Here is an 18,998-nt window from a genome sequence, read left to right as displayed (position 1 = left end):
ACGCAACAGGAAATCGCCACTACCTGTGCAAAAGTATAGTAGCCATGCCATAAAATTGAAACCCATGTGCTGTGACGCACATGGGTTTTTGTTTTGGAAACTGTTACATGACATATCAACGAATTGTAATTTAATGAACTGAACGGATTTCCAATATGTCTTTTGCAAGTAAATCAAGTGTTTTGGTGCTCGGCGGTGACGGCTTCTGTGGTTGGCCGACCAGCCTTCACCTTTCTTCTCTCGGGTTTGAGGTAACGATCGTCGACAACCTGTCACGCCGTGCGATCGATCTCGAACTGGGCTCTGACAGCCTGACGCCCATTGCATCGATCGAAACCCGTCTGAAAGCCTGGACCGATGTGGGCGGCGCCCCGATTGAGTTTCGCAAGATCGACGTCGCACGCGACTATCAGTCCTTGGTCGCATTGATCGACGCGGTCAGGCCAAGTGCCATCGTCCATTTTGCCGAACAACGGGCAGCGCCCTATTCGATGAAGGACGCACAGCATAAGCGGTATACCGTTGATAACAATATCTCGGCGACACATAATTTGCTTGCCGCGGTATCGGAACTGGGTCTGGATACACATATCGTGCATCTCGGCACGATGGGCGTCTACGGCTACGATGGTGATGGCCTGACCATCCCGGAAGGTTATCTGGATGTAAAGCTGACCGGGGAAGATGGCACCGAGTTTGATCGCCAGATCCTTTATCCGACGAACCCCGGCAGTATCTACCATATGACCAAGTCGATGGATCAGTTGATGTTCCAGTTCTATGCCAAGAACGACAGCATGCGGATTACCGACCTGCATCAGGGCATCGTCTGGGGCACCCAGACCGAAGAAACACGCAAGCATCCAAAACTGATCAACCGGTTCGACTATGATGGTGATTATGGCACCGTACTGAACCGGTTTCTGATGCAGGCTGCGGTGAATTATCCATTGACCGTGCATGGTACAGGTGGTCAAACCCGCGCTTTCATCAATCTGGAAGACACTGTGAAATGTGTCGCCCTGGCGATTGCCAATCCGCCTGCGCGGGGGGACCGGGTGCGCATTCTGAACCAGATGACCGAAACCCACCGGGTTCGCGATCTGGCGAAGATTGTGGCGGATATCACCGGCGCTGACGTGGCGATGGTCGACAATCCCCGCAAAGAAGCCGCCGAAAACGATCTGCGTGTCGCGAACACGGGGCTGGTCGATCTTGGCCTTGATCCGATCACGCTGGCGGACGGGCTGCTGCAGGAAACGCTGGAAGTATCGACCCGCTATGCCAGCAGGGCGCGGCTTGACGTGATCCCAAGCCAGTCGCTTTGGACAAAAGATCAATTGCCGGGGGTTGTGCGCAAAAACCTGCCAGCCCTGCCTGACCGCGCGGCTTGAACAAACCTCATATTGTAAAGAATTATTATGAGGTTGGTTGGTTTAATTATTGCCGCGTTTGCAATTTCTGCGGCGCTCATCTGGGCGACGGAGAATGATCTGCGGGCGCGTGCCGTCGCCTATGCGGTTGATGGATTCTCGCGCGACATCAGTTTCCCGATACGGACATCGGGCGGCGAACAGATTGCGCCGCCGGTGCATGTCACACGCGCAGACAGTGCCAGCCCGGTGATTTTGTCGGGCTTTGATAGTTATCAGACGCTTATCTTCCCGCTGCCGCATGATGCGCGCATTCTGGGTGGTCAGATCAGTCTTGCGATCACTGCTCAGGTGGCAGAGGGCGCGCGCGGGACATTGCGGGCCAGCGTGGGTGGTTCGCGGCGCGCCGAACTGCTGCTCGTTCCCGGCCTGGTGGTGCAAAACGTCACCTTCGATCTGACGGCCGAGGATCTTGCGCGTGATCATATCGCTGTCTCGCTCAACCTTGCCGGTGAAGACCAGCAGGGGCAGTGCCGGTCAAGCGGTACTCTTGCCGCTGTCGTCAGCCTTGATAATGAGTCCTATCTTGCGCTTGATCTGGCGAGCCCTGCCGAAAGCCCGCGTGACCAGTTTGCCGTTTCTGGCAACGTGGCACGGGTCGCGTGGACCAAAGAGCTTTCCGCACAAGACCGTCGTGATGCAATTCTTGAAGCTGCGAATTTGCTGGCAAGCGGGGCTGACGTCATGTTCGCATCCGACGACAGCGTCGCGCCGTTTACGTCTTTGACTGCGGACGAGATGGCGATCCTGCGTACAGGGATGCCTGGGCAGGGGACCGTCACATTGCCTGCCGATATCACGGAAATAGCCGCGCTTGACGGTTTGCGTCGCTTTGACAACGCTGCGCAGTGGCGGCATCGCTATTCGCTTGGTCAGTTGAATGATGTCGCCTTGCCAGAGGAGCTGTCATTTTCCATGTTCCTTGGTCCATTGCCTGTGGGGGAGCATTGGATTGTTTCCACCACGCTCAACAGACAGCTGATCGACATTGTTGAGACCGAGGGTGGCACGGTAGAGCTTTCGCGCCGTGTCGAACTGCCACGCGACGCGCAAGGCCGCGACAATCTGATTGAAATTGATGCGCGGCGCAGTGCAGCTTCTGCAGTGGCTTGTCCTGATATGGGACGCTCTATGGCGGAACTGCGATCAGCCGTGCTGTCGTCATCCGATGACAGATCGGCGGATGTCGATTCCGGGCTGGCCATATTGCGTGCCGTGATTGCCGAAGCGGGGTTTGCCCTGGCGACCGATGGGTTGCCAGCGCTGAGCGCCGTCGAGGCGGAGCAGGTTTCGCATCTGATCGCGGAAACATTGCCGGCGAGCCATCCTGTACCGACCGACAGACCGCTGGAAATGCGGGTTGTGGCGGCTGGTGTGGATGTATCGGGACATTATGCTGAAATGGTCGTAGGCCGCGATGAGACCGGATATATCGTTGCCTTGCCAACGGGTGAGGGCATGATCCAACCGCAGGATGGTCTGCGATTGCGCATCTCTCCCGCCGATCCTGTGCGCGTCAACTAGGTCATGGTCGCATCATCGATCGCCGACCGGTCCGGCGTTGTTTTCACATCCATTGACAGCGCGCCACAAAGGTTCACCGGACCGGTGCCGTTGTACCGCGCCCCTGCGGTTCTGGCCTTGTTCGTGGTCGTTTCGATTGGTTTATTATGGTTGGTGAACCGCAGTCCGATTGCAATCTGGTTTCCCGCCCATGATCTGGTGTTTTCTGCCTATACCGGGTCGCATATCATCGCGATGCGATTGTTTTCGCTCGCGTTTTTCATTGCCTTTGCCGCCTTTGCCCAAGGCAACTGGGCTGCGCGAACCATGCTGGGCGTTGATATGATCGCGAGCTATATGTTGCTTTGCGGTGGTCTGGATCTGATTAACTTTGCCTCCACCAAGCTGCTGAACATCACGTTGACGCTGACATTTTGCGAAGTCGTCAGCGGATTGCTTGGCTTTGCCATATTCTCGATCCGGCTGGTCGAACGTGGCCGGATGCCGTCGCGGATCCGTCTGACGCATGTGACACATCGCAAAAAGCGGGCAAGGTTCAAACTTGGGCTGACGCTGGTTCTGGCCATTGTCTTTGCCCATCTGATCGATGCGCAGAATTTCGCCTTCATCCATCACCTGCGCGAGGTGGCCCTGCTCGGCGGTATTGGACCCGGCGTGTTTCTGGTGCTGCCGTTGTTTTTCATGCAATTATACGTGCTGTCCGTGACCGGGCGCTGGTTTCGGCCAACGTCGCAGGACAAACCACCAATCACGGTCATCGTGCCTGCCTATAACGAAGAATATATCATTGCCCGCACCATCGCGGCGATTGATCGCGCGGCGATCCATTATGGCGGTGAGGTGACAGTTCTCATCCTTGATAACAATTCGCATGACACAACGGCGCAGATCGCTGCCACAGCTCTTGGACATTGCGTTGCCGCGCGGGGGAAAGTCGTGTCGATCCCCCAACCGGGCAAGTCCCATGCGCTGAATGCAGGTCTGGACATGACGCAAACCGATATCCTGTTGCGGGTTGATGCGGATACTGAGATCGGCGAAGACAATCTGACTCTGGCCGTTCAGAATTTCGGCGATCCTGAAGTGGGTGTTGTGGGTGGGGTGCCGCTACCGCCCGGGGGTGGTTTGTTTGACCGGGCCCGTCTTGTTGAAGTTCTGGTCAAACATGGCTTTTATTCGGTCGCGCTGACGACGGTGAACGGTCTGGTCGGTGTGCCGGGTATGTTTGTCTTGTACCGCACACATCTTGTCCGGGAGCTTGGCGGCTTCGTCGAAGGGATGAACGGTGAAGATACCGATGTGTCCCTGAGGATCGGCGAACTTGGCTACAGGCTTTTGGTTGATCCAAAGATTCGCTTTATTTCCGAAGTCCCCGCAAGCTATATTCACATGCGTGAACAGCGGATGCGGTGGTTCCGGTCGGTTTATCATATCTCGTCCCGGTGTCGCGACCTGATCTATTCAGACTGGCCGACGCTGCGTGGCAAGGTTATCTTGCCCTATATGATGCTGAATTCCGGACGCCGTGCGATGCTGATCCCGTTGCTATTGTTCGGGCTGACCGAATATATCGCCGGTTTTAACGAGACCCGCGACCTGCCATGGCAATCGATTGCTGCGGTTGCGATCGGCGCCCCTGCGATTGTCGGTGTGGTTGCGTCGCTTCTCAACCGTATGCCGATTGGTGTACTTGCCGTGCCGGAATATCTGATCTTCCGACTATTGCGCGCCTATTTCACGCTTGAATCGATGCTGTCGATTACGATCTCTCCGCAATGGTTGGCCTTCGCCCGACCCACGCGCAGGGATATTGTCCCGGACAAAGCAGTCCGGGTTGCGTAACAGCAATATCGGCAATCATGTGACGTTGGGCATTCATCGCGCTCAGAAATGCAGATCGACGCGGATTGATCCGACGAACTGGCCTTCTTGCTGACCTTCAAACTCCTCGCCCAGATAGGTCACGCCGTAGAATATCGTGGCGGGATTTGTTTGCCATTGGATGCCGCCGCGATAGCGGTAGCGTGTATCACTTACCGCGACACCATAAGATGCGGGGAAGTATTCGCTTGATGCGACCGTGGCGATATCTGCGCCCAACAGGAACGCAAAGCCACGCTCGTTGGTCCTGATCGCGGTGTAGCGTTGACCGCTGACGGTATCGCGCACCCGCAAGCCGCCGTTTGCCAGATCGCCGATGGTCATATCCACACCAACGCGCGCCATCGTTTCCACGCCAGAGCGCAGCTCAACGAAAGGGCGCATTGTCACAACGTCCGACAGCGCGATATCGTGTGCTGCCTCGACCACCACATCAAGATAGAACGCATCATCGATTTGATTGGCGCGTATCCGTTTCGACGGTGCCCTTATCCCGATTGCATCATGAAAAGCCTTTTGGAGCCTGTCCAGCCGAGTCTGTGGCCCGATAGCGACAAGATCAGCGCCCATTGCGAAATCGGTGCCCCAGCGCATGAAATGCGTATGCAAACCCGCAGTGATGACCCCGGCGTAGGGTCTGTCTCCCGGTGCGCGTTTCACCAGGCTATCCGGTGCGATGATTTGCGCGCCCAGGCGAAGTTCCAGAATATCGCCGGGCTGCTGTGGCAATTCACCATCCCAGCCATAGCCCCAGATCCGGCTGGAGTTGAAAGAGCCGGTCCGCCACCGGTCGTCGTCAAGGGCAAGAAAGTCGTTGGTCAGCAGGCGACCGTAGCCGATGTATTCACGCGACTGCGCGCTGCTGTCTTGCGAGGCGAAAAGCAGCGCAAGGCAGGCTGCGATCAGATGGCGGATCATGGTGCGTCTTTCAGATGTCGTCAGGTTACAGCTTATTAGTCGCCTTCCGGTTGATAGCAAGATGCATTGTTCCGATCACCACAACAATTATGCTTTGATGCAGCCAGTGTTCGCTTTAATTACGTTTTTGACGGCGCTCAACGTCGTAATTTCACCATTTTTGACGAGGCGTATTTAACCAGTGGGAACAACTTTTGGTTGTTTTTAGGTGTGATTCCCGGCTTGTCTTGTCCGACACGTGACCGTCGGACCCGGTCACGTGATTGAAGACGAGCGGCTGAGCCGAACCTTTTTTTCTTTGATCGTCTCAGCCGCCAGGTCGCAGCACGACCTTGATGACACCATCCTCTTTGTCGCGAAACTTCTTGTACATTTCCGGCGCATCTTCCAGCGAAGTGGTATGCGTTACGACAAAGCCCGGATCGATTGCGCCGGCCTCGATCTTTTCAAGCAGCGGCTTGGTATAAGCCTGAACATGAGTCTGGCCCATTTTGAAGGTCAGGCCTTTGTTCATCGCTGCACCGATGGGAAGTTTGTCACCCATCCCGACATAGACGCCCGGAATCGACACGGTTCCACCTTTGCGGCAGCTGAAGATCGCCTCGCGCAGAACATGCACGCGGTCGGTGGTCAGCATTGCCGCCGCTTTCACCTTGTCCATGACCGCGTCAACGGCGCCGTGGGGTGCGGCCTCGCATCCGACAGCGTCGATGCAGGAATCGGGACCACGCCCCTTGGTGCGGACCATCAGTTCATCGTAGACATCGACATCTGAGAAATTGATCGTCTCGGCACCGCCGGCCTCGGCCATGGCCAGACGCTCGGCCACCTCATCAATCGCGATGACACGACCTGCGCCCATCATCAGCGCAGACCGGATGGCAAATTGTCCAACTGGGCCGCAGCCCCAGACGGCGACAGTGTCGCCATCTTTGATATTGGCATTCTGTGCCGCCATATACCCGGTTGGAAAAATATCAGACAGAAACAATGCCTGTTCATCCGTAACATTATCGGGGATCTTGATTGGCCCGAAGTCGGCCATCGGCACGCGCAGATATTCGGCCTGCCCACCGCTGTAGCCGCCTAACATATGGCTGAACCCAAACAGACCGGCGGGCGAATGGCCCATGGCTTTGATGGCCATTTCAGCATTGGGATTGGTCCGGTCGCAAAGCGAAAACAGATCATGCTTGCAGAACCAGCAATCGCCGCAGCTGATCGTAAAGGGCACCACGACGCGGTCACCGATCTGCAAGTTCGTGACCTCTGATCCAAGGGCGACAACCTCACCCATATTCTCATGCCCGAGGATGTCGCCGCATTCCATCGTTGGCTGATAGCCGTCGTAAAGATGCAGATCAGACCCACAAATGGCACAGGCGGTGATCTTGATCACAGCATCGCGGGGATGTTCGATCGTCGGGTCGGGGACATTATCGACGCGCACGTCGCTTTTGCCATGCCAGCACAGGGCGCGCATCTATCGGGGCCTGCTGAAAATAGGCGGTAGGGTATGTATGAAATGAAGCATAGGGTCTTCTCCTTGGGAGTGGGGATTGCCAGCGGACGGGGACACAGCGTGAGCCCGCAGCCGCATGGGAGGGGTCTTGGTCAGATATTCGAAGGCCGGTGAGGATGGTTGTCGGCGCGTGGCGCAGGATTGGCGGGCGGTGCTTGGTCCGCAGCTTTCATCTCAATGTAGCGGCGGGTGATCTGATCAAGGTTCTGGTCAAACCATGCCGCCATCGCCAATTCCTCTTGCAAGGATTCTTCTAACTGCGCGCAAAGCTCGGGCCTGCCTGCCAGCCGGGCCAGCAGGATCAGGCTGCGGTAGGTCGCGATTTCCAGATGTTCGGTCATCGTATCGGCAGCAATTGCCTTGAGCACGGCATCGTCGCTCAGGCCCTGCATCGACGACTGGCTTATTCCCATGACACTCAGTAACGTGTCTTTGAACAGCGACGGTGCCTCGCCGCAGGCCTCCAGCGTGGCTTGCAGGCGATCCACCTGATGGTGGGTTTCGGCAAGGTGCTGGGTCAACCGCAGATGTAAATCGGGATAGGCCGTGACTTGCTTTAACTGCGCTTCGAGAACGGCAATCACCTGCTTTTCCAACGCATGTGCGTTGCGCAGATTCACGACGAAAGTATCGTAGCCAGCGTTTTCGACAGGTGTTCGCGTGGGACGGTGATCATGGGGCATCGGCAGGGTTCCTTTGGCTCCTGTCGTTGGAACCCCGCCCGTCGTCCTTTCGTTCCGAAATGCCTGCGCCGTCGATCTATGGCTTGGCTTTATCGCCTTTGCGCGCAATTGCTGCGGTAAATTCGGCTTCCTGATCGGCCATCCAGGCGGATACCGAAAACCGTTTGACCATCTGCCGCAAAGCCCGCATCCGGTTGCGCCGCTCATCAGGTTCCATTTCGAGCGCTTGCAGGATAGCGCGGTCCATCGATCGGCTGGAGAACGGGTTCGTGATGACGGCTGCGCCAAGCTCGACCGCGGCACCGGCAAATTCAGACAGTACCAGCACGCCATCTTCGTCGGTGCGGGCGGCGACATATTCCTTGCAAACAAGGTTCATGCCATCCGCCAGCGGCGTGATCCAGGCGACATCGGCGGCCAGATAATACTGGATCAGATCATCAAACGGGATCGCGCGGGAAATCAAGGTGATCGGTTGCCAGTCCAATGTGCCAAAGCGGCCATTGATACGGCCTGCGGTTTCTTCGATCCCGGATTGGATATCTTCATAAGCGGTCATATTGCGGTTGGCGCTGACAGAGACATGCATCAGCCGCACCTTGCCCCGCAGGTCGGGATGCGCGTCAAGCACACGTTCAAAGCTTTGCAGCTGCTGGATGCCGCCTTTGGTGTAATCTGTGCGCCCGACAGAAATGACAAGCTTCACGCCGTCCATGCTTTGCTTAATTTCGCGTGCTTTGGCCTGCACTTGCGGATCATTCGCCCGTTCTTCGATGAAATCGACCGCGACGCCGACAGCGGAGGAACTGATCGAAATCTCACGCCCGTCATAGGCGACCAAGGTCGGGGCGCGCCGTTCGCTGAGCGCCGTGCCCTCGAAAATCAGATCAGGATCGACGGGCCGGCGTTCGCTGGCGGTCACGTCGAACATACTGCTCGCCACCGATAGAAAATTCGCGGAATAGCGCGGGATGTGGAAACCCACAACATCACAGGCGAGCAGGCTTTCCACGATTTCCTTGCGCCAGGGCAGGACGTTGAACATATCCGCTGCAGGGAACGGCGTGTGATGGAAGAAAGATATCACCACATCAGGGCGCAATTGCCGCAGATAGCCGGGGACCAGCCATAGATTGTAGTCATGGACCCAGACCCGTGCGCCTTTGCTGGCCTCGTTCGCTGCGGCCTCTGCGAACGCCCAGTTCACTTCGCGGAAGGTCGGCCAGTCGACGGGGTCGTAATTATACTTTTCCTTGAAGGAATGCAGGATCGGCCAGAACGCCTCTTTCGACGAAATGTGGTAGAAACTGCTGACCTGTTCGGCGGTCAGCGGCAGGCGGGACACGGTGTATTTGCCATGGGCATCGTCGATCTCGATCACCCGCTCAAAGGTCGGGTTGGCCGGGTCCTCTGCCAGTTTCCACGCGACCCATGCACCATGCTCGGCCTTGCCGAAAAAGCTTTTCAGCGTGGGCACAATGCCGTTGGGGCTGGAATTTTCGCGCAGTTCGGTTTTGCCGTTGACCTCAACCTCTTCGTAAGGTTGGCGGTGATAGACGATAACGAAATCTGATGACATAATTATACCTTTTTCGGGGTCGGGTGCAGATCAAACGCGCTGATTGCTTCGAGAATGCCGGCGGCTCCGATCGCCTTGGCGCGGTGAATCCTGTCTGACGGGGGCAGGGCGCGCAGCAGGTCAGCCTCGGAACCGCCCACGGCAACAGCGGGTGTGCCCGCGATCAGCATCGACAGATCGTTCAACGTATCGCCTGCAGCCAGCACACGCGATGCATCGACACCGAGGTGGTCGATCAGCCGCAGCAGTGACGGGCCTTTGCTGATGCCGCGCGGCAGGACATCGAAATACAGATTGTCGGATATCAGCACATCGGCACCGAGGCTTTCCACAATCTGCACAGCTGAATCGTCAAATTCATCCGGCTGCATGTAATAGCTGACACGGTAACGGAATTCCGTTGGCTGCAGCCGCAGACCAGCGTGTCCGTCCAGTTTGGCGCGGACTTTCGGTCCAAGATCGTTCCAGGCGGCAGTGATATCCGCCTCCAACGATGCAATGGGCGTCAGGCCAGTGGACGGGTCGACATGTGCGATTGTCGTGCCGACATCGCCGACAACGTAATCAGGCCAAGGGATACGACCGGCCCCGCAAAGGTCCTGGATAAATTTCGGGTCGCGCCCTGTGACAAAGATCAGTCCGATGGTGCGGCGGTTCTGTTCGACCCATTCATAAAGGTGATCGCGGTCGGCATCGCTGCCGCCCAGAAACGTGCCGTCTAGATCGGTGGCAAGCACCATCCGGCGGTCTGCCAGTTGTGTCATGTTGTCAGTCATATCAGAGCTTTTGGATACCTTGTGTTGCGGCGATGTGAACCGGGTTTGCAAGCAGGATTTCCAGCCCTTTTGGCTCGCCTTCGATTGGGCGGGTCCACAATGCGTGAAATCCGGTTTTGAGGTTCATGTTACCATTCAGGATGGCGTTGACGGTTTCGCAGATCGGCATCGACACGCCGACCCGGCGGGCGAGATCGGTGACGGAAACAGCGTTCACCTCGCCCTCGACAACAACGGGACGTCCATCAAAACAATCACCGCGTGGGATTCCTTGGCCCAGTTGCAGGCCCAGCGACATATTGCGAGAGGTCGCACTAGAGCAGGTCAGCGTCAGATCGCCTGCGCCTGACAGGCCGGTCACTGTTTCGCGTCTGCCGCCCAATGCCTCTGCCAGTGCTTTCATCTCGGCCATGCCGCGGGTGATCAGCACGGCGCGGGTGTTTTCGGCAAAACCGGCGCCTGTCATCATCCCGCAGGCGATGGCGATCACGTTTTTTACCGCGCCGCCAATTTCCACACCAACAAGATCGTCGGATATATAGGTCTGAAAAGAGGCGGAACTGAGCGAGATCGCAAATCGCGCAGCCGCGCTTTCGTGCGGGTTCAGGCGATCTGCATAGGTAAAGGGAAAGGCAACCGTTGCCGCTGTCGGATGGCCGAGTGCGGTTTCACGCGCGAATGTCGGGCCGGAGATTGCACCAAGGCGGGCATCGCCGATCTCTTCCTCGACCACTTGGGTCATCAGCAACCCCGATGCGGGTTCGATGCCTTTCGTGCAGATCGCGACGGGTAATCCGGGTCCGATGCATTTTGCGACCTCCGATGCCACGCTGCGGATCACGCGGGACGGCACCGCCAACATGACGGCATCAGCCCCTTCCAGCGCCGTTGCCAGATCAGCCGTTGCGCGCAGATGCGGCGGCAGCGCGACATCAGGCAGATAGGTGGGATTCATGTGGGTGGCGTTGATCGCATCGGCAATTTCATCCCGCCGACAGTAGAGCATCACCTCTCGTCCGGCTGTCGCCGCCACGGTCGCGAGCGCTGTGCCCCAAGCCCCGCCGCCAATCACCGCGATGCGGTCATAGGGGCGGCTATGCAGGCTGGGCGTAGGGGGGAGTGTTGATGCATTCATCGTCTATTGATCTGCTTTCTTTTATGCTGCCCCGATTTGAGCAGCTGACACAGGATCGTGTTTGTGTCCCACATCGTCGTTACTCTGGCAGGGTGGAAGGAATGTAACCCAGCTTCAAGCGGACTTGTATAAAAACGACATTTTGCAGGTTTCCAGTTCGGCAATCAGCATAAAAATCGTGCAAGTCGGTCAAGTTTTGTGCCTTTGCGATTGGAGGGGAATCTATCTTACTTGCGAAATTATTGCGACTGCTCAGTTGGCGCTCTGGATGATTATTTTCATAAGTATTTAAAATAATTAATAAATACATTAAGCCTCATAGCGATGTTTGAATGTTGCTGTAACAAGAACTGTCGATGGTGTCTGTCGTTCCCAAAATAATACAGCCTGCGCATCAAGATGTCGTTTTTTGACATTTTAACCCCGACACGTCCTATTGGATTTACGCTGCATCGCGGCATAAATGCATCAAAGGAGTAGAGAATATGTCTAACGGAACCGTGCGAACTGCGATTTTTCCTGTAGCCGGTCTGGGGACGCGTTTTCTGCCCGCAACGAAAGCAACCCCGAAAGAACTGCTGCCCGTTATTGATACCCCGCTGATCCAGTTCGCGATCAATGAGGCGCGCGACGCCGGGGTCGAGCGGATGATCTTTGTCAGCCACCCCTCTAAATCTGCGATTGAACGCTATGTCATGGACGATGCCGCCTTGCGTGAAACATTGCGAGAGCGCGGCAAAGCCCGTCTGGCGCGCGACCTGAAAGAAGCAGCCATTGATGAAGCTGACTTTGACGTCCGCTTTGTGATGCAAGATGAACCGCTTGGGCTGGGGCATGCCGTCTTATGTGCAAAGGACCATGTGCTGCCGGGACCCGTTGCTGTTGTGCTGCCTGATGATCTTATCGTTGGGCCGAAAGGCTGTCTGAGCGAGATGATCGACGCCTATGCTGCCTGTGGGTCTGGCCATCTTGTTGCGACGATGAACGTCGCTTGGGGGGATGTCTCAAGTTATGGTGTGTTGTCGGTGCTGGAACAGAATGGTCCCTTCATCAAGGCAAACGGTATGGTCGAAAAACCTGCGCCGGACGATGCACCATCGCAGGCTGCTGTTGTCGGGCGCTATGTGCTGGATCAGCGGATTTTCGATGCCTTGGCGCAACAGGCCCCCGGCGCTGGCGGCGAAATTCAATTGACCGATGCTATCGCAGTGGGACTGCATGATATTGGTCTGTCAGGGTTCCAGTTTTCGGGGCAGCGTTTTGATTGTGGCTCCAAACAGGGGATGTTGGCCGCAGTTCTGCATCTTGCGCAAGGTGACCCTGCGTTTGAAGATGTTCTTGGCGCTTTCTTTACCAAGGTCGGCGCGCCGAACGCCGCCTAGCGGATCCGCAAGCCGTCTCTATCGAAAATGCGCATTTGACTCGGATCGACGCTGATCTGTGTTCGGTCACTAGCGCGCAGCTTGCGGTTTCTGGGCAGCTCCAATGTACAAGGCAGCCCATCACCGAGTGTGCCGTAACAATATGAGCTGCCACCTAGATATTCGGTGAATTCCGCGTGGAATGTCAGAGCTTGCGGATTGGTCGTTTCAGTAACGATTTCCAGATGTTCCGGGCGCAGGCCGAGCGTGACCTTGGACCCAGCAGCGGGCGGTTGCGTCAGGGCGGGGCCGGGAATGCTGTTGCCTGCGACGGTGATCTGGCCGTTTTCGCCCATAACGGCGGGAAAGAAATTCATCGCCGGAGATCCGATAAACCCGGCCACAAAGATATTGTCAGGGTCTTCGTAAAGGTCGGCGGGCGCACCGACCTGTTCCACGCGGCCTGCACGCAAGACAACGATCTTGTCAGCGAGCGTCATCGCCTCGGTCTGGTCATGGGTCACGTAGATCATGGTGATCCCGAGTTCGCGGTGCAACCGCGCGATTTCCAGCCGCATGCCGACCCGCAGTTCAGCGTCAAGATTTGACAAAGGTTCGTCGAAGAGAAACACATCAGGATTGCGCACGATGGCACGCCCAATAGCCACGCGCTGGCGTTGACCGCCCGACAGCTGGCCTGGCTTGCGGTCCAGATAATCGGTCAGTTTCAGCACAGCAGCGGCTTCGCTGACCTTTTGCGCGATTTCGGCCTTTGGACGACCTGCCGCTTTCAGCCCGAAACCCATATTCTGTCCGACGCTCATATGCGGGTAAAGCGCATAGGTCTGGAACACCATCGCAATGCCCCGGTCAGAAGGGTCCTTTTCCGTCACATCGGTATCACCGATGAACACATCGCCTGCGGTCACATGCTCCAACCCGGCGATCAGGCGGAGCAGGGTCGATTTTCCGCAGCCGGACGGGCCGACGAAAACCACGAACTCCCCCGGCGCAATCTGAAGGCTGATGTCGTGCAGCACATCGACCGCGCCAAAGGATTTGTGCAGCCGCCGCAGCGTGACCCCAGCGGCATGCCTGTTGGTGATCTTTTGCGTTGTCATGGCGTTCATCCTTCTCTCCTCACCCAGGTCAGCATCGCACCCGGCGCGCGATTGTCCCAGACATGATAGGGCACGGCGGTCAGCGTCACGCTTTCCCGCTGTGGTCTTTCAGTGTGATAGAGCGCGTCACTGCCCGCGCTTTCACGCTGGGCTGATGCGAACAGGCGGATGATACCACCAAGATCAGACGAGTCTGTGGTCGTCAGCGGCGCATCATCGGGTAGGACCAGCGAGTTGAGATCGGGTCCATTGTCTATCTCTTCCAGGCAATAGGCAAAGGGTCCATGCATCAGCGCCACGCGCCCTTGATCCATGGTGACGGACGGGTTGGCAAAGACACGGCGTGGTGACAGATCCAGCACAAGCACAACTTTGTCACCCGATTGCCAGCGTCGCTGGAGACGGATGTAGCCAGCCTGCGGCTCCTGGCTGACCGTTTCATCGTTGAGCGTGACGTTGGCGGTTTTGGCCCAGCCGGGGATGCGTAGCGAGAGAGTGAAGTCCTGCGGTTGCTCTGGCTCGACCGTGATCGCGATGGTCCCGTTATTGGGATAATCTGTCACCTGTTCCAGCGTCACGCTGCCACCTGCCAGGGCAACCTCGGCTCGGCTGGCGTTGTACAGATGGACTGCGATCTCGTTCTCGGCCACGCCATAGAAATAAGATCCGATAGAGGCGACCAGCCGCGCAATATTGGGTGGGCAGCAGGGGCAGCGATGCCAGGTCCAGCGATGATGATCGCCAAGGCTTTCCAGTGGGTTGTCGTAGAAAAACTTGGTCCCGTCCAGCGACAGCCCGGCCAGCGCGTTGTTATACAGCGCCTGTTCCATAATATCGGCAAACCGCCGGTCCGGGCCGCGCCCCAGCATGCGGCTCGCCCAGAAAACCAGCGCCACAGCGGCGCAGGTTTCAGCATAGGCCGTGGCATTGGGCAGGTCGTAATCGGATGTCAGTCCTTCATTTTGTGCTGAAGGACCAAAGCCGCCATGAATATACAGGTTACGGTCGACCAGATGCGACCAGAGCGTTTCCAAAGGCGCGGTCAGCGTATCATCGCCGAATTCCGTCGCGACATCGGCCATACCGGCGTAAAGATAGGCGGCGCGGACGGCGTGGCCGACGACCTTGTCCTGTTCGCGGACGGGCTTGTGCGCCTGACAATATTCGAGAGTACCGAAGTGGAAACCGCCTTCCTTCTCATTGCGGCGCTTGGCCTCTTCTTCAAAATAGTTTGGCTGCTGGCCGCGCTGATCGACGAAATATTTTGCAAGATCCAGATAGCGCTGTTCACCCGTGACACGCCCCAGTTTGACCAAGGCCAGTTCCATTTCCGGATGGCCCGGATATCCTTTCAACTGGTCATCACCCGGACCAAAAACCTGCCCGATATGATCAGCATAGCGGCACATGATATCGAGAAATTTGCGCTTTCCGGTGGCGTGGAAATAGGCCACTGCGCCTTCGATCAGATGGCCAGCGTTGTAAAGCTCGTGCCGGTCGCGCAGGTTGGTCCAGCGTTGGCCGGGCTCGATGCGGATATACCATGAATTGAGATAGCCGTCCTCTTGCTGCAATCTGCCATAGGCGTCGATCACATCATCAACCAGCGCCTCCAGATCGGCATCGGGTTTGTGGTTCAGGGCATAGGCAGCGGTCTCGATGGATTTGCCGAAATCGCTGTCCCAGAACATCTGGGTCGTGACGGTGTTGCTGTGCTGGAAAGGGATGACCAGTCCGGGGTTCGGGAGTTCAGGATCGACCTGATCCAGCATCCAGGCCTCAATGCAGCGTTCGAACAGGGTGCGGGCCGTTACAGTGCTGATCGTGTCAATGCGCGGGCCGAAAAAGCCCCCGACCTTGATTTTATCAACGGAAAGCGGGCGGAATTTTGCGCCGGTGGGGTTTTGCTTTGGGGATGTCATGTCAGTCTTTCGGTTTGGTTACTTCACCGCGCCAGCCGTCAGGCCGCGGATGTAAGAGCGTTGCAGGATAAGAAACAGCACAAGGCAGGGGATCATCATGACGGTCACGCCCGCCTGCACGGCGCCCCAGTCCACCGCGCCATAGCGGCCCGAGCGCACGGCGGTCATCAGCACCGGCAGGGTGAATTTGTCCTGATCTGACAACAGCACGAGTGCGGCCAGAAATTCGTTCCAGGCGTTGAGAAAGGCAAAGAGCCCGGATGTCACCATGCCCGGCATGACCAACGGCACCATGACTTGCCAGAGCATGCGCAGGCCTTTGATGCCGTCGATGCGTGCAGCTTCTTCAATCTCGGGCGGGACGGAATCAAAGGCGTTCTTCATCATGAAGACCGAGAACGGCAGTTGCAGTGTTGTATAGACAAGGATCAGCCCGAACAGCGAATTCTGAAGCCCCATCTTTGCCAACAAAAGAAACAGTGGCGTCAGGATTGATTGGAATGGGATCATGATCGTTGACAGGATCAGCACAAAGGCGAGCGGCTTGAACGGGAAACGATAGCGCGAGAACCCGTAGCCCGCGAGCAATGCCACGACGACGGTCAGCGCCGCAGTGCCGATGGCGACAATGGCTGAATTTCCGGCGTAATGCAGGATCGACTGCCCGAAATTTTCCAGCCTGATGTAATTGTCCAGCGTGGCGGCATCGCCGGGCCAAGGCGGGATCGGCGGTTGCATGGATACCGCGGTGGGCCGGAAGCTGGCCAGCGCGACCCAGACCAATGGCACCAGAAAGATCGCGGCGACGATCACAGCCGTCACGTGGAACAGGATGCGATGCGCGCTGATGCGCCCGCCGCGCGCCGTGGGGGCATTGGTCTGGATATCGATAGCGGTCATTTCGCTTCTCCCTTGTCGCGCAACAGTCGCAATTGGATTGCCGACAGGATCATCAGGATGATCAGCAGCACGACAGAGAGCGCCGAGCCATAGCCCAGCCGGAACGACACAAAGCTTTCGTTGAAGATCTTGTAGACAGCCGTCACCGTCTGATTGCGCGGTCCGCCATTGAGGATGATATAGAACTGATCAAAGGCCAGCATCGACCCCGAGACACAGAGGATAAGCGCCAGCGCAAAAGGCTGTCGGATCAGCGGCATGGTGATCCAGCGAAAGCGCTGAAACCAGCTTGCACCGTCAATGCGCGCAGCTTCTTCGTAATCGGTGGGTATGGATTGCAGCCCGCTCATCAGAATGACCATGTAGAACCCGGCCATTTTCCAAACGACCATGATGGTCACTGTCCAGAAGGCAGTATCGAAATTGGCCAGAAGATTGATCCGGTTCTCGGTCACCCCCAGTAGCTGGGCCGCCGGCGAAAACAGCCCCGCATCCACATTCGACAGCCACGCCCAGAGTAACGAGGCAGAAGCAAAGCCGGTCACAACCGGCAGAAAATAGATCGTCCGGTAGATTGAGCTTGCCCGGCCCTGCGATTGCACCATCAGCGCAAGGCCCATCGCCACGCCCAGCAGCCCGATTGTTGCCACGACAGTATATTGTGCGGTGAACCGCATTGCGTTCCAAAACCCGGTATCGCTGAACAAACGTTCGTAATTTGCTGTACCGATCCAGCGCGGATTTCCCAAAAGTGGCCAGTCGTGCAAAGACATCCAGACCGTCATGCCCAATGGCACCAGAAAGAACACCGCGACCAGTACCAGCGCGGGAAGCACATAGAACAGCCCATGCCAGCCCGCCTGCCGTGGTTTGCGGGGCGTGGGCGGCGCGTTGTCTCTTGTCGGGTCAGTGGGTGTCATCGCGGATCATCCCTTGAAAAAGGGGGCGGGCCGCATCCGGGCCCGCCCGCATTGGTCAATTGGCAGCGTCGATGATCGACTGCATTTCTGCCTGACCATCTTCGATTGCCTTGAGCATTTCGTCTTCGCTGGTGGCAAAGAAGGCGCGGTTCAGCATCGTGATCCAAGGCCCGTTGCGCGAATTGATGATGTCGTTGAAGACGGTGGTATAGGGTGTGCGCCCATTTGCCATCGCCTCAGCCGAAACCAGATAGCGCGCGTCGAGACCTTCAAACACTTCTGCAGCAAGGTCGCCCCGCACCGGCACCGCACCATTGGCCACAAGGATCTTTTGGCCTTCCAGCGAATAGGCGAATTCGATGAATGCTTCGATGGCTGGTATCTTGCTGTCATCGGTACCAGCCGAAATGACAAAGTTGTCGCCGCCAGCAAAGCTGGAAAACTGACCTGTTTCCTGACCCGGAAGGAAGGTCACGCCATAGTTCAGATCAGGATAATTATTGTTCAGCGCACCGATAGCAAAAGACCCGGATGGAGAAATTCCGATATTGCCGTTTGCGAAAGCGGCAAAGAAATTCGCGCCACTGTCGGTCTGTGAACCGGCAGGCACCAGCCCATCGGTGGCCATGCCGCGATAAAAGTCGATTGCCGCGATGACTTCATCAGAGTTGAGCATCGCAGTGCGCCCATCAGCTGACAAAAGATCCCCTCCGGTTGCCCAGATCAGCGGTGCGAAGGTAAAGATATTGCAGCCGCCGCAATTGCCGGAGAAGTAGAAACCATAGGTCTCGTCACCCAATTCTGAGATTGCGCGGGCTTGATCCTCGATTTCGGCCCAGGTGGTGGGCCCTGCTTCGGGGTCAAGCCCCGCCTGTTCGTAAAGATCCTTGTTCCACAACAAGAAACTTGCATCGCCCGAAAACGGGATGCCGAAGATCCGATCATTCACGGTGCCAACTGACAAATGCGCAGGGGACAGGTCGCCAAAATACGGCAGCGCCTGCGTAAATTCTGTCATATCGCGCAGTTGCCCGGCCTCTGCAAAGGCAGGGGTGAAAATTAGGTCGAGCGATAGCGCGTCAGGGGCTGATCCGCCTGCGCTGGCGATGGCGTAGCGCTGCACAAGTTCATCCACCGGAACGATCTGCAGGTTTGCTTCATGCTCGCCCATGGCATTGAATGCCTCGACAAGTGGCGGCATGAATTCCGATCCGTCAGAGCGGACCCAGAGAGAAAAGGTCTCTGCCACGGCGATCCCCGGCACGAAACCCATACCAAGCGTTGCAAGCGCGAGCCCGCTGGTCACTGTCCGAAAGTTCATCT

General features: G+C 57.1%; 15 protein-coding genes. 4 read left to right on the top strand and 11 right to left on the bottom strand.

The genetic code is table 11. From position 1 onward, the window contains the following. Positions 1-155 precede the first annotated feature (155 nt). Genes VOY09_RS12720 through VOY09_RS12710 form a run of 3 tightly spaced genes read left to right on the top strand, consistent with a single transcriptional unit; the run spans position 156 to position 4,799 of the window. The gene (locus tag VOY09_RS12720; protein ID WP_322894227.1) at positions 156-1,394 is read left to right on the top strand and encodes an NAD-dependent epimerase/dehydratase family protein; all 1,239 of its coding nucleotides are present in this window, start codon (positions 156-158) and stop codon (positions 1,392-1,394) included. Between the two features lie 27 nt (positions 1,395-1,421). Continuing rightward, positions 1,422-2,957, top strand: a complete 1,536-nt coding sequence (locus VOY09_RS12715; RefSeq protein ID WP_322894228.1) for a hypothetical protein — start codon at positions 1,422-1,424, stop codon at positions 2,955-2,957. A 3-nt stretch (positions 2,958-2,960) separates the two neighbouring features. After that, positions 2,961-4,799, top strand: coding sequence for a glycosyltransferase (locus VOY09_RS12710; RefSeq protein WP_322894229.1), 1,839 nt, complete (start codon positions 2,961-2,963; stop codon positions 4,797-4,799). Between the two features lie 42 nt (positions 4,800-4,841). On the opposite strand, the gene VOY09_RS12705 is transcribed toward VOY09_RS12710, so the two are convergent. The 6 genes from VOY09_RS12705 to VOY09_RS12680 form a co-directional block, all read right to left on the bottom strand. Then, a complete protein-coding gene (locus VOY09_RS12705) occupies positions 4,842-5,756 on the bottom strand; it encodes a lipid A-modifier LpxR family protein (RefSeq protein WP_322894230.1) in 915 nt (304 codons plus the stop codon). A 307-nt stretch (positions 5,757-6,063) separates the two neighbouring features. After that, positions 6,064-7,239: a zinc-dependent alcohol dehydrogenase gene (locus tag VOY09_RS12700; RefSeq protein WP_322894231.1), complete on the bottom strand. Its 1,176-nt coding sequence runs from the start codon at positions 7,237-7,239 to the stop codon at positions 6,064-6,066. 131 nt (positions 7,240-7,370) lie between these two features. Then, a complete protein-coding gene (locus tag VOY09_RS12695) occupies positions 7,371-7,961 on the bottom strand; it encodes a ferritin-like domain-containing protein (RefSeq protein WP_322894232.1) in 591 nt (196 codons plus the stop codon). Between the two features lie 76 nt (positions 7,962-8,037). After that, on the bottom strand, positions 8,038-9,540 hold the full coding sequence (gene ggpS, locus VOY09_RS12690) for a glucosylglycerol-phosphate synthase (RefSeq protein ID WP_322894233.1): 1,503 nt from the start codon (positions 9,538-9,540) through the stop codon (positions 8,038-8,040). 2 nt (positions 9,541-9,542) lie between these two features. Further along, positions 9,543-10,304: an HAD family hydrolase gene (locus VOY09_RS12685; RefSeq protein WP_322894234.1), complete on the bottom strand. Its 762-nt coding sequence runs from the start codon at positions 10,302-10,304 to the stop codon at positions 9,543-9,545. 13 nt (positions 10,305-10,317) lie between these two features. Beyond that, complete coding sequence (locus tag VOY09_RS12680; protein WP_322894235.1) at positions 10,318-11,451, bottom strand: NAD(P)H-dependent glycerol-3-phosphate dehydrogenase; 1,134 nt, start codon at positions 11,449-11,451, stop codon at positions 10,318-10,320. 485 nt (positions 11,452-11,936) lie between these two features. On the opposite strand from VOY09_RS12680, the gene VOY09_RS12675 reads away from it, so the two are divergent. Beyond that, on the top strand, positions 11,937-12,833 hold the full coding sequence (locus VOY09_RS12675; protein ID WP_322894236.1) for a UTP--glucose-1-phosphate uridylyltransferase: 897 nt from the start codon (positions 11,937-11,939) through the stop codon (positions 12,831-12,833). On the opposite strand, the gene VOY09_RS12670 is transcribed toward VOY09_RS12675, so the two are convergent. From VOY09_RS12670 to VOY09_RS12650, 5 genes are read right to left on the bottom strand one after another with little or no spacing between them, the layout of a single operon-like run. Then, positions 12,830-13,933, bottom strand: a complete 1,104-nt coding sequence (locus tag VOY09_RS12670) for a sn-glycerol-3-phosphate ABC transporter ATP-binding protein UgpC (protein ID WP_322894237.1) — start codon at positions 13,931-13,933, stop codon at positions 12,830-12,832. The two genes, VOY09_RS12675 and VOY09_RS12670, sit on opposite strands and share 4 nt — an antisense overlap. Before the next feature lie 5 nt (positions 13,934-13,938). After that, positions 13,939-15,855 carry a glycoside hydrolase family 127 protein gene (locus VOY09_RS12665; protein ID WP_322894238.1) on the bottom strand — a complete coding sequence of 639 codons (1,917 nt, stop codon included), beginning with the start codon at positions 15,853-15,855 and terminating at the stop codon, positions 13,939-13,941. Positions 15,856-15,873: 18 nt separating this feature from the next. Further along, positions 15,874-16,755, bottom strand: coding sequence for a carbohydrate ABC transporter permease (locus VOY09_RS12660; RefSeq protein WP_322894239.1), 882 nt, complete (start codon positions 16,753-16,755; stop codon positions 15,874-15,876). Then, entirely contained in the window at positions 16,752-17,675 is a 924-nt protein-coding gene (locus VOY09_RS12655) for a sugar ABC transporter permease (protein WP_322894240.1), read from the bottom strand. The genes VOY09_RS12660 and VOY09_RS12655 overlap by 4 nt, the downstream gene beginning before the upstream one ends. A gap of 55 nt (positions 17,676-17,730) precedes the next feature. Beyond that, complete coding sequence (locus VOY09_RS12650) at positions 17,731-18,996, bottom strand: sugar ABC transporter substrate-binding protein (RefSeq protein ID WP_322894241.1); 1,266 nt, start codon at positions 18,994-18,996, stop codon at positions 17,731-17,733. Positions 18,997-18,998 lie beyond the last annotated feature (2 nt).

It is taken from the genome of Yoonia sp. 67-2, assembly GCF_035117555.1.
In the GTDB taxonomy this organism is placed as follows: domain Bacteria; phylum Pseudomonadota; class Alphaproteobacteria; order Rhodobacterales; family Rhodobacteraceae; genus Yoonia.
This window is presented reverse-complemented; position numbering and strand designations above follow the sequence as displayed.

Bases quoted from the DNA above. Each gene is read 5' to 3' on its own strand.
- VOY09_RS12655 (WP_322894240.1), bottom strand. From the start codon at position 17,675: ATGACACCCACTGACCCGACAAGAGACAACGCGCCGCCCACGCCCCGC.
- VOY09_RS12675 (WP_322894236.1), top strand. From the start codon at position 11,937: ATGTCTAACGGAACCGTGCGAACTGCGATTTTTCCTGTAGCCGGTCTG.
- VOY09_RS12700 (WP_322894231.1), bottom strand. From the start codon at position 7,239: ATGCGCGCCCTGTGCTGGCATGGCAAAAGCGACGTGCGCGTCGATAAT.
- VOY09_RS12705 (WP_322894230.1), bottom strand. From the start codon at position 5,756: ATGATCCGCCATCTGATCGCAGCCTGCCTTGCGCTGCTTTTCGCCTCG.
- VOY09_RS12650 (WP_322894241.1), bottom strand. From the start codon at position 18,996: ATGAACTTTCGGACAGTGACCAGCGGGCTCGCGCTTGCAACGCTTGGT.
- VOY09_RS12715 (WP_322894228.1), top strand. From the start codon at position 1,422: ATGAGGTTGGTTGGTTTAATTATTGCCGCGTTTGCAATTTCTGCGGCG.
- VOY09_RS12660 (WP_322894239.1), bottom strand. From the start codon at position 16,755: ATGACCGCTATCGATATCCAGACCAATGCCCCCACGGCGCGCGGCGGG.
- VOY09_RS12680 (WP_322894235.1), bottom strand. From the start codon at position 11,451: ATGAATGCATCAACACTCCCCCCTACGCCCAGCCTGCATAGCCGCCCC.
- VOY09_RS12685 (WP_322894234.1), bottom strand. From the start codon at position 10,304: ATGACACAACTGGCAGACCGCCGGATGGTGCTTGCCACCGATCTAGAC.
- VOY09_RS12720 (WP_322894227.1), top strand. From the start codon at position 156: ATGTCTTTTGCAAGTAAATCAAGTGTTTTGGTGCTCGGCGGTGACGGC.
- VOY09_RS12695 (WP_322894232.1), bottom strand. From the start codon at position 7,961: ATGCCCCATGATCACCGTCCCACGCGAACACCTGTCGAAAACGCTGGC.
- VOY09_RS12665 (WP_322894238.1), bottom strand. From the start codon at position 15,855: ATGACATCCCCAAAGCAAAACCCCACCGGCGCAAAATTCCGCCCGCTT.
- VOY09_RS12710 (WP_322894229.1), top strand. From the start codon at position 2,961: ATGGTCGCATCATCGATCGCCGACCGGTCCGGCGTTGTTTTCACATCC.
- ggpS (WP_322894233.1), bottom strand. From the start codon at position 9,540: ATGTCATCAGATTTCGTTATCGTCTATCACCGCCAACCTTACGAAGAG.
- VOY09_RS12670 (WP_322894237.1), bottom strand. From the start codon at position 13,933: ATGACAACGCAAAAGATCACCAACAGGCATGCCGCTGGGGTCACGCTG.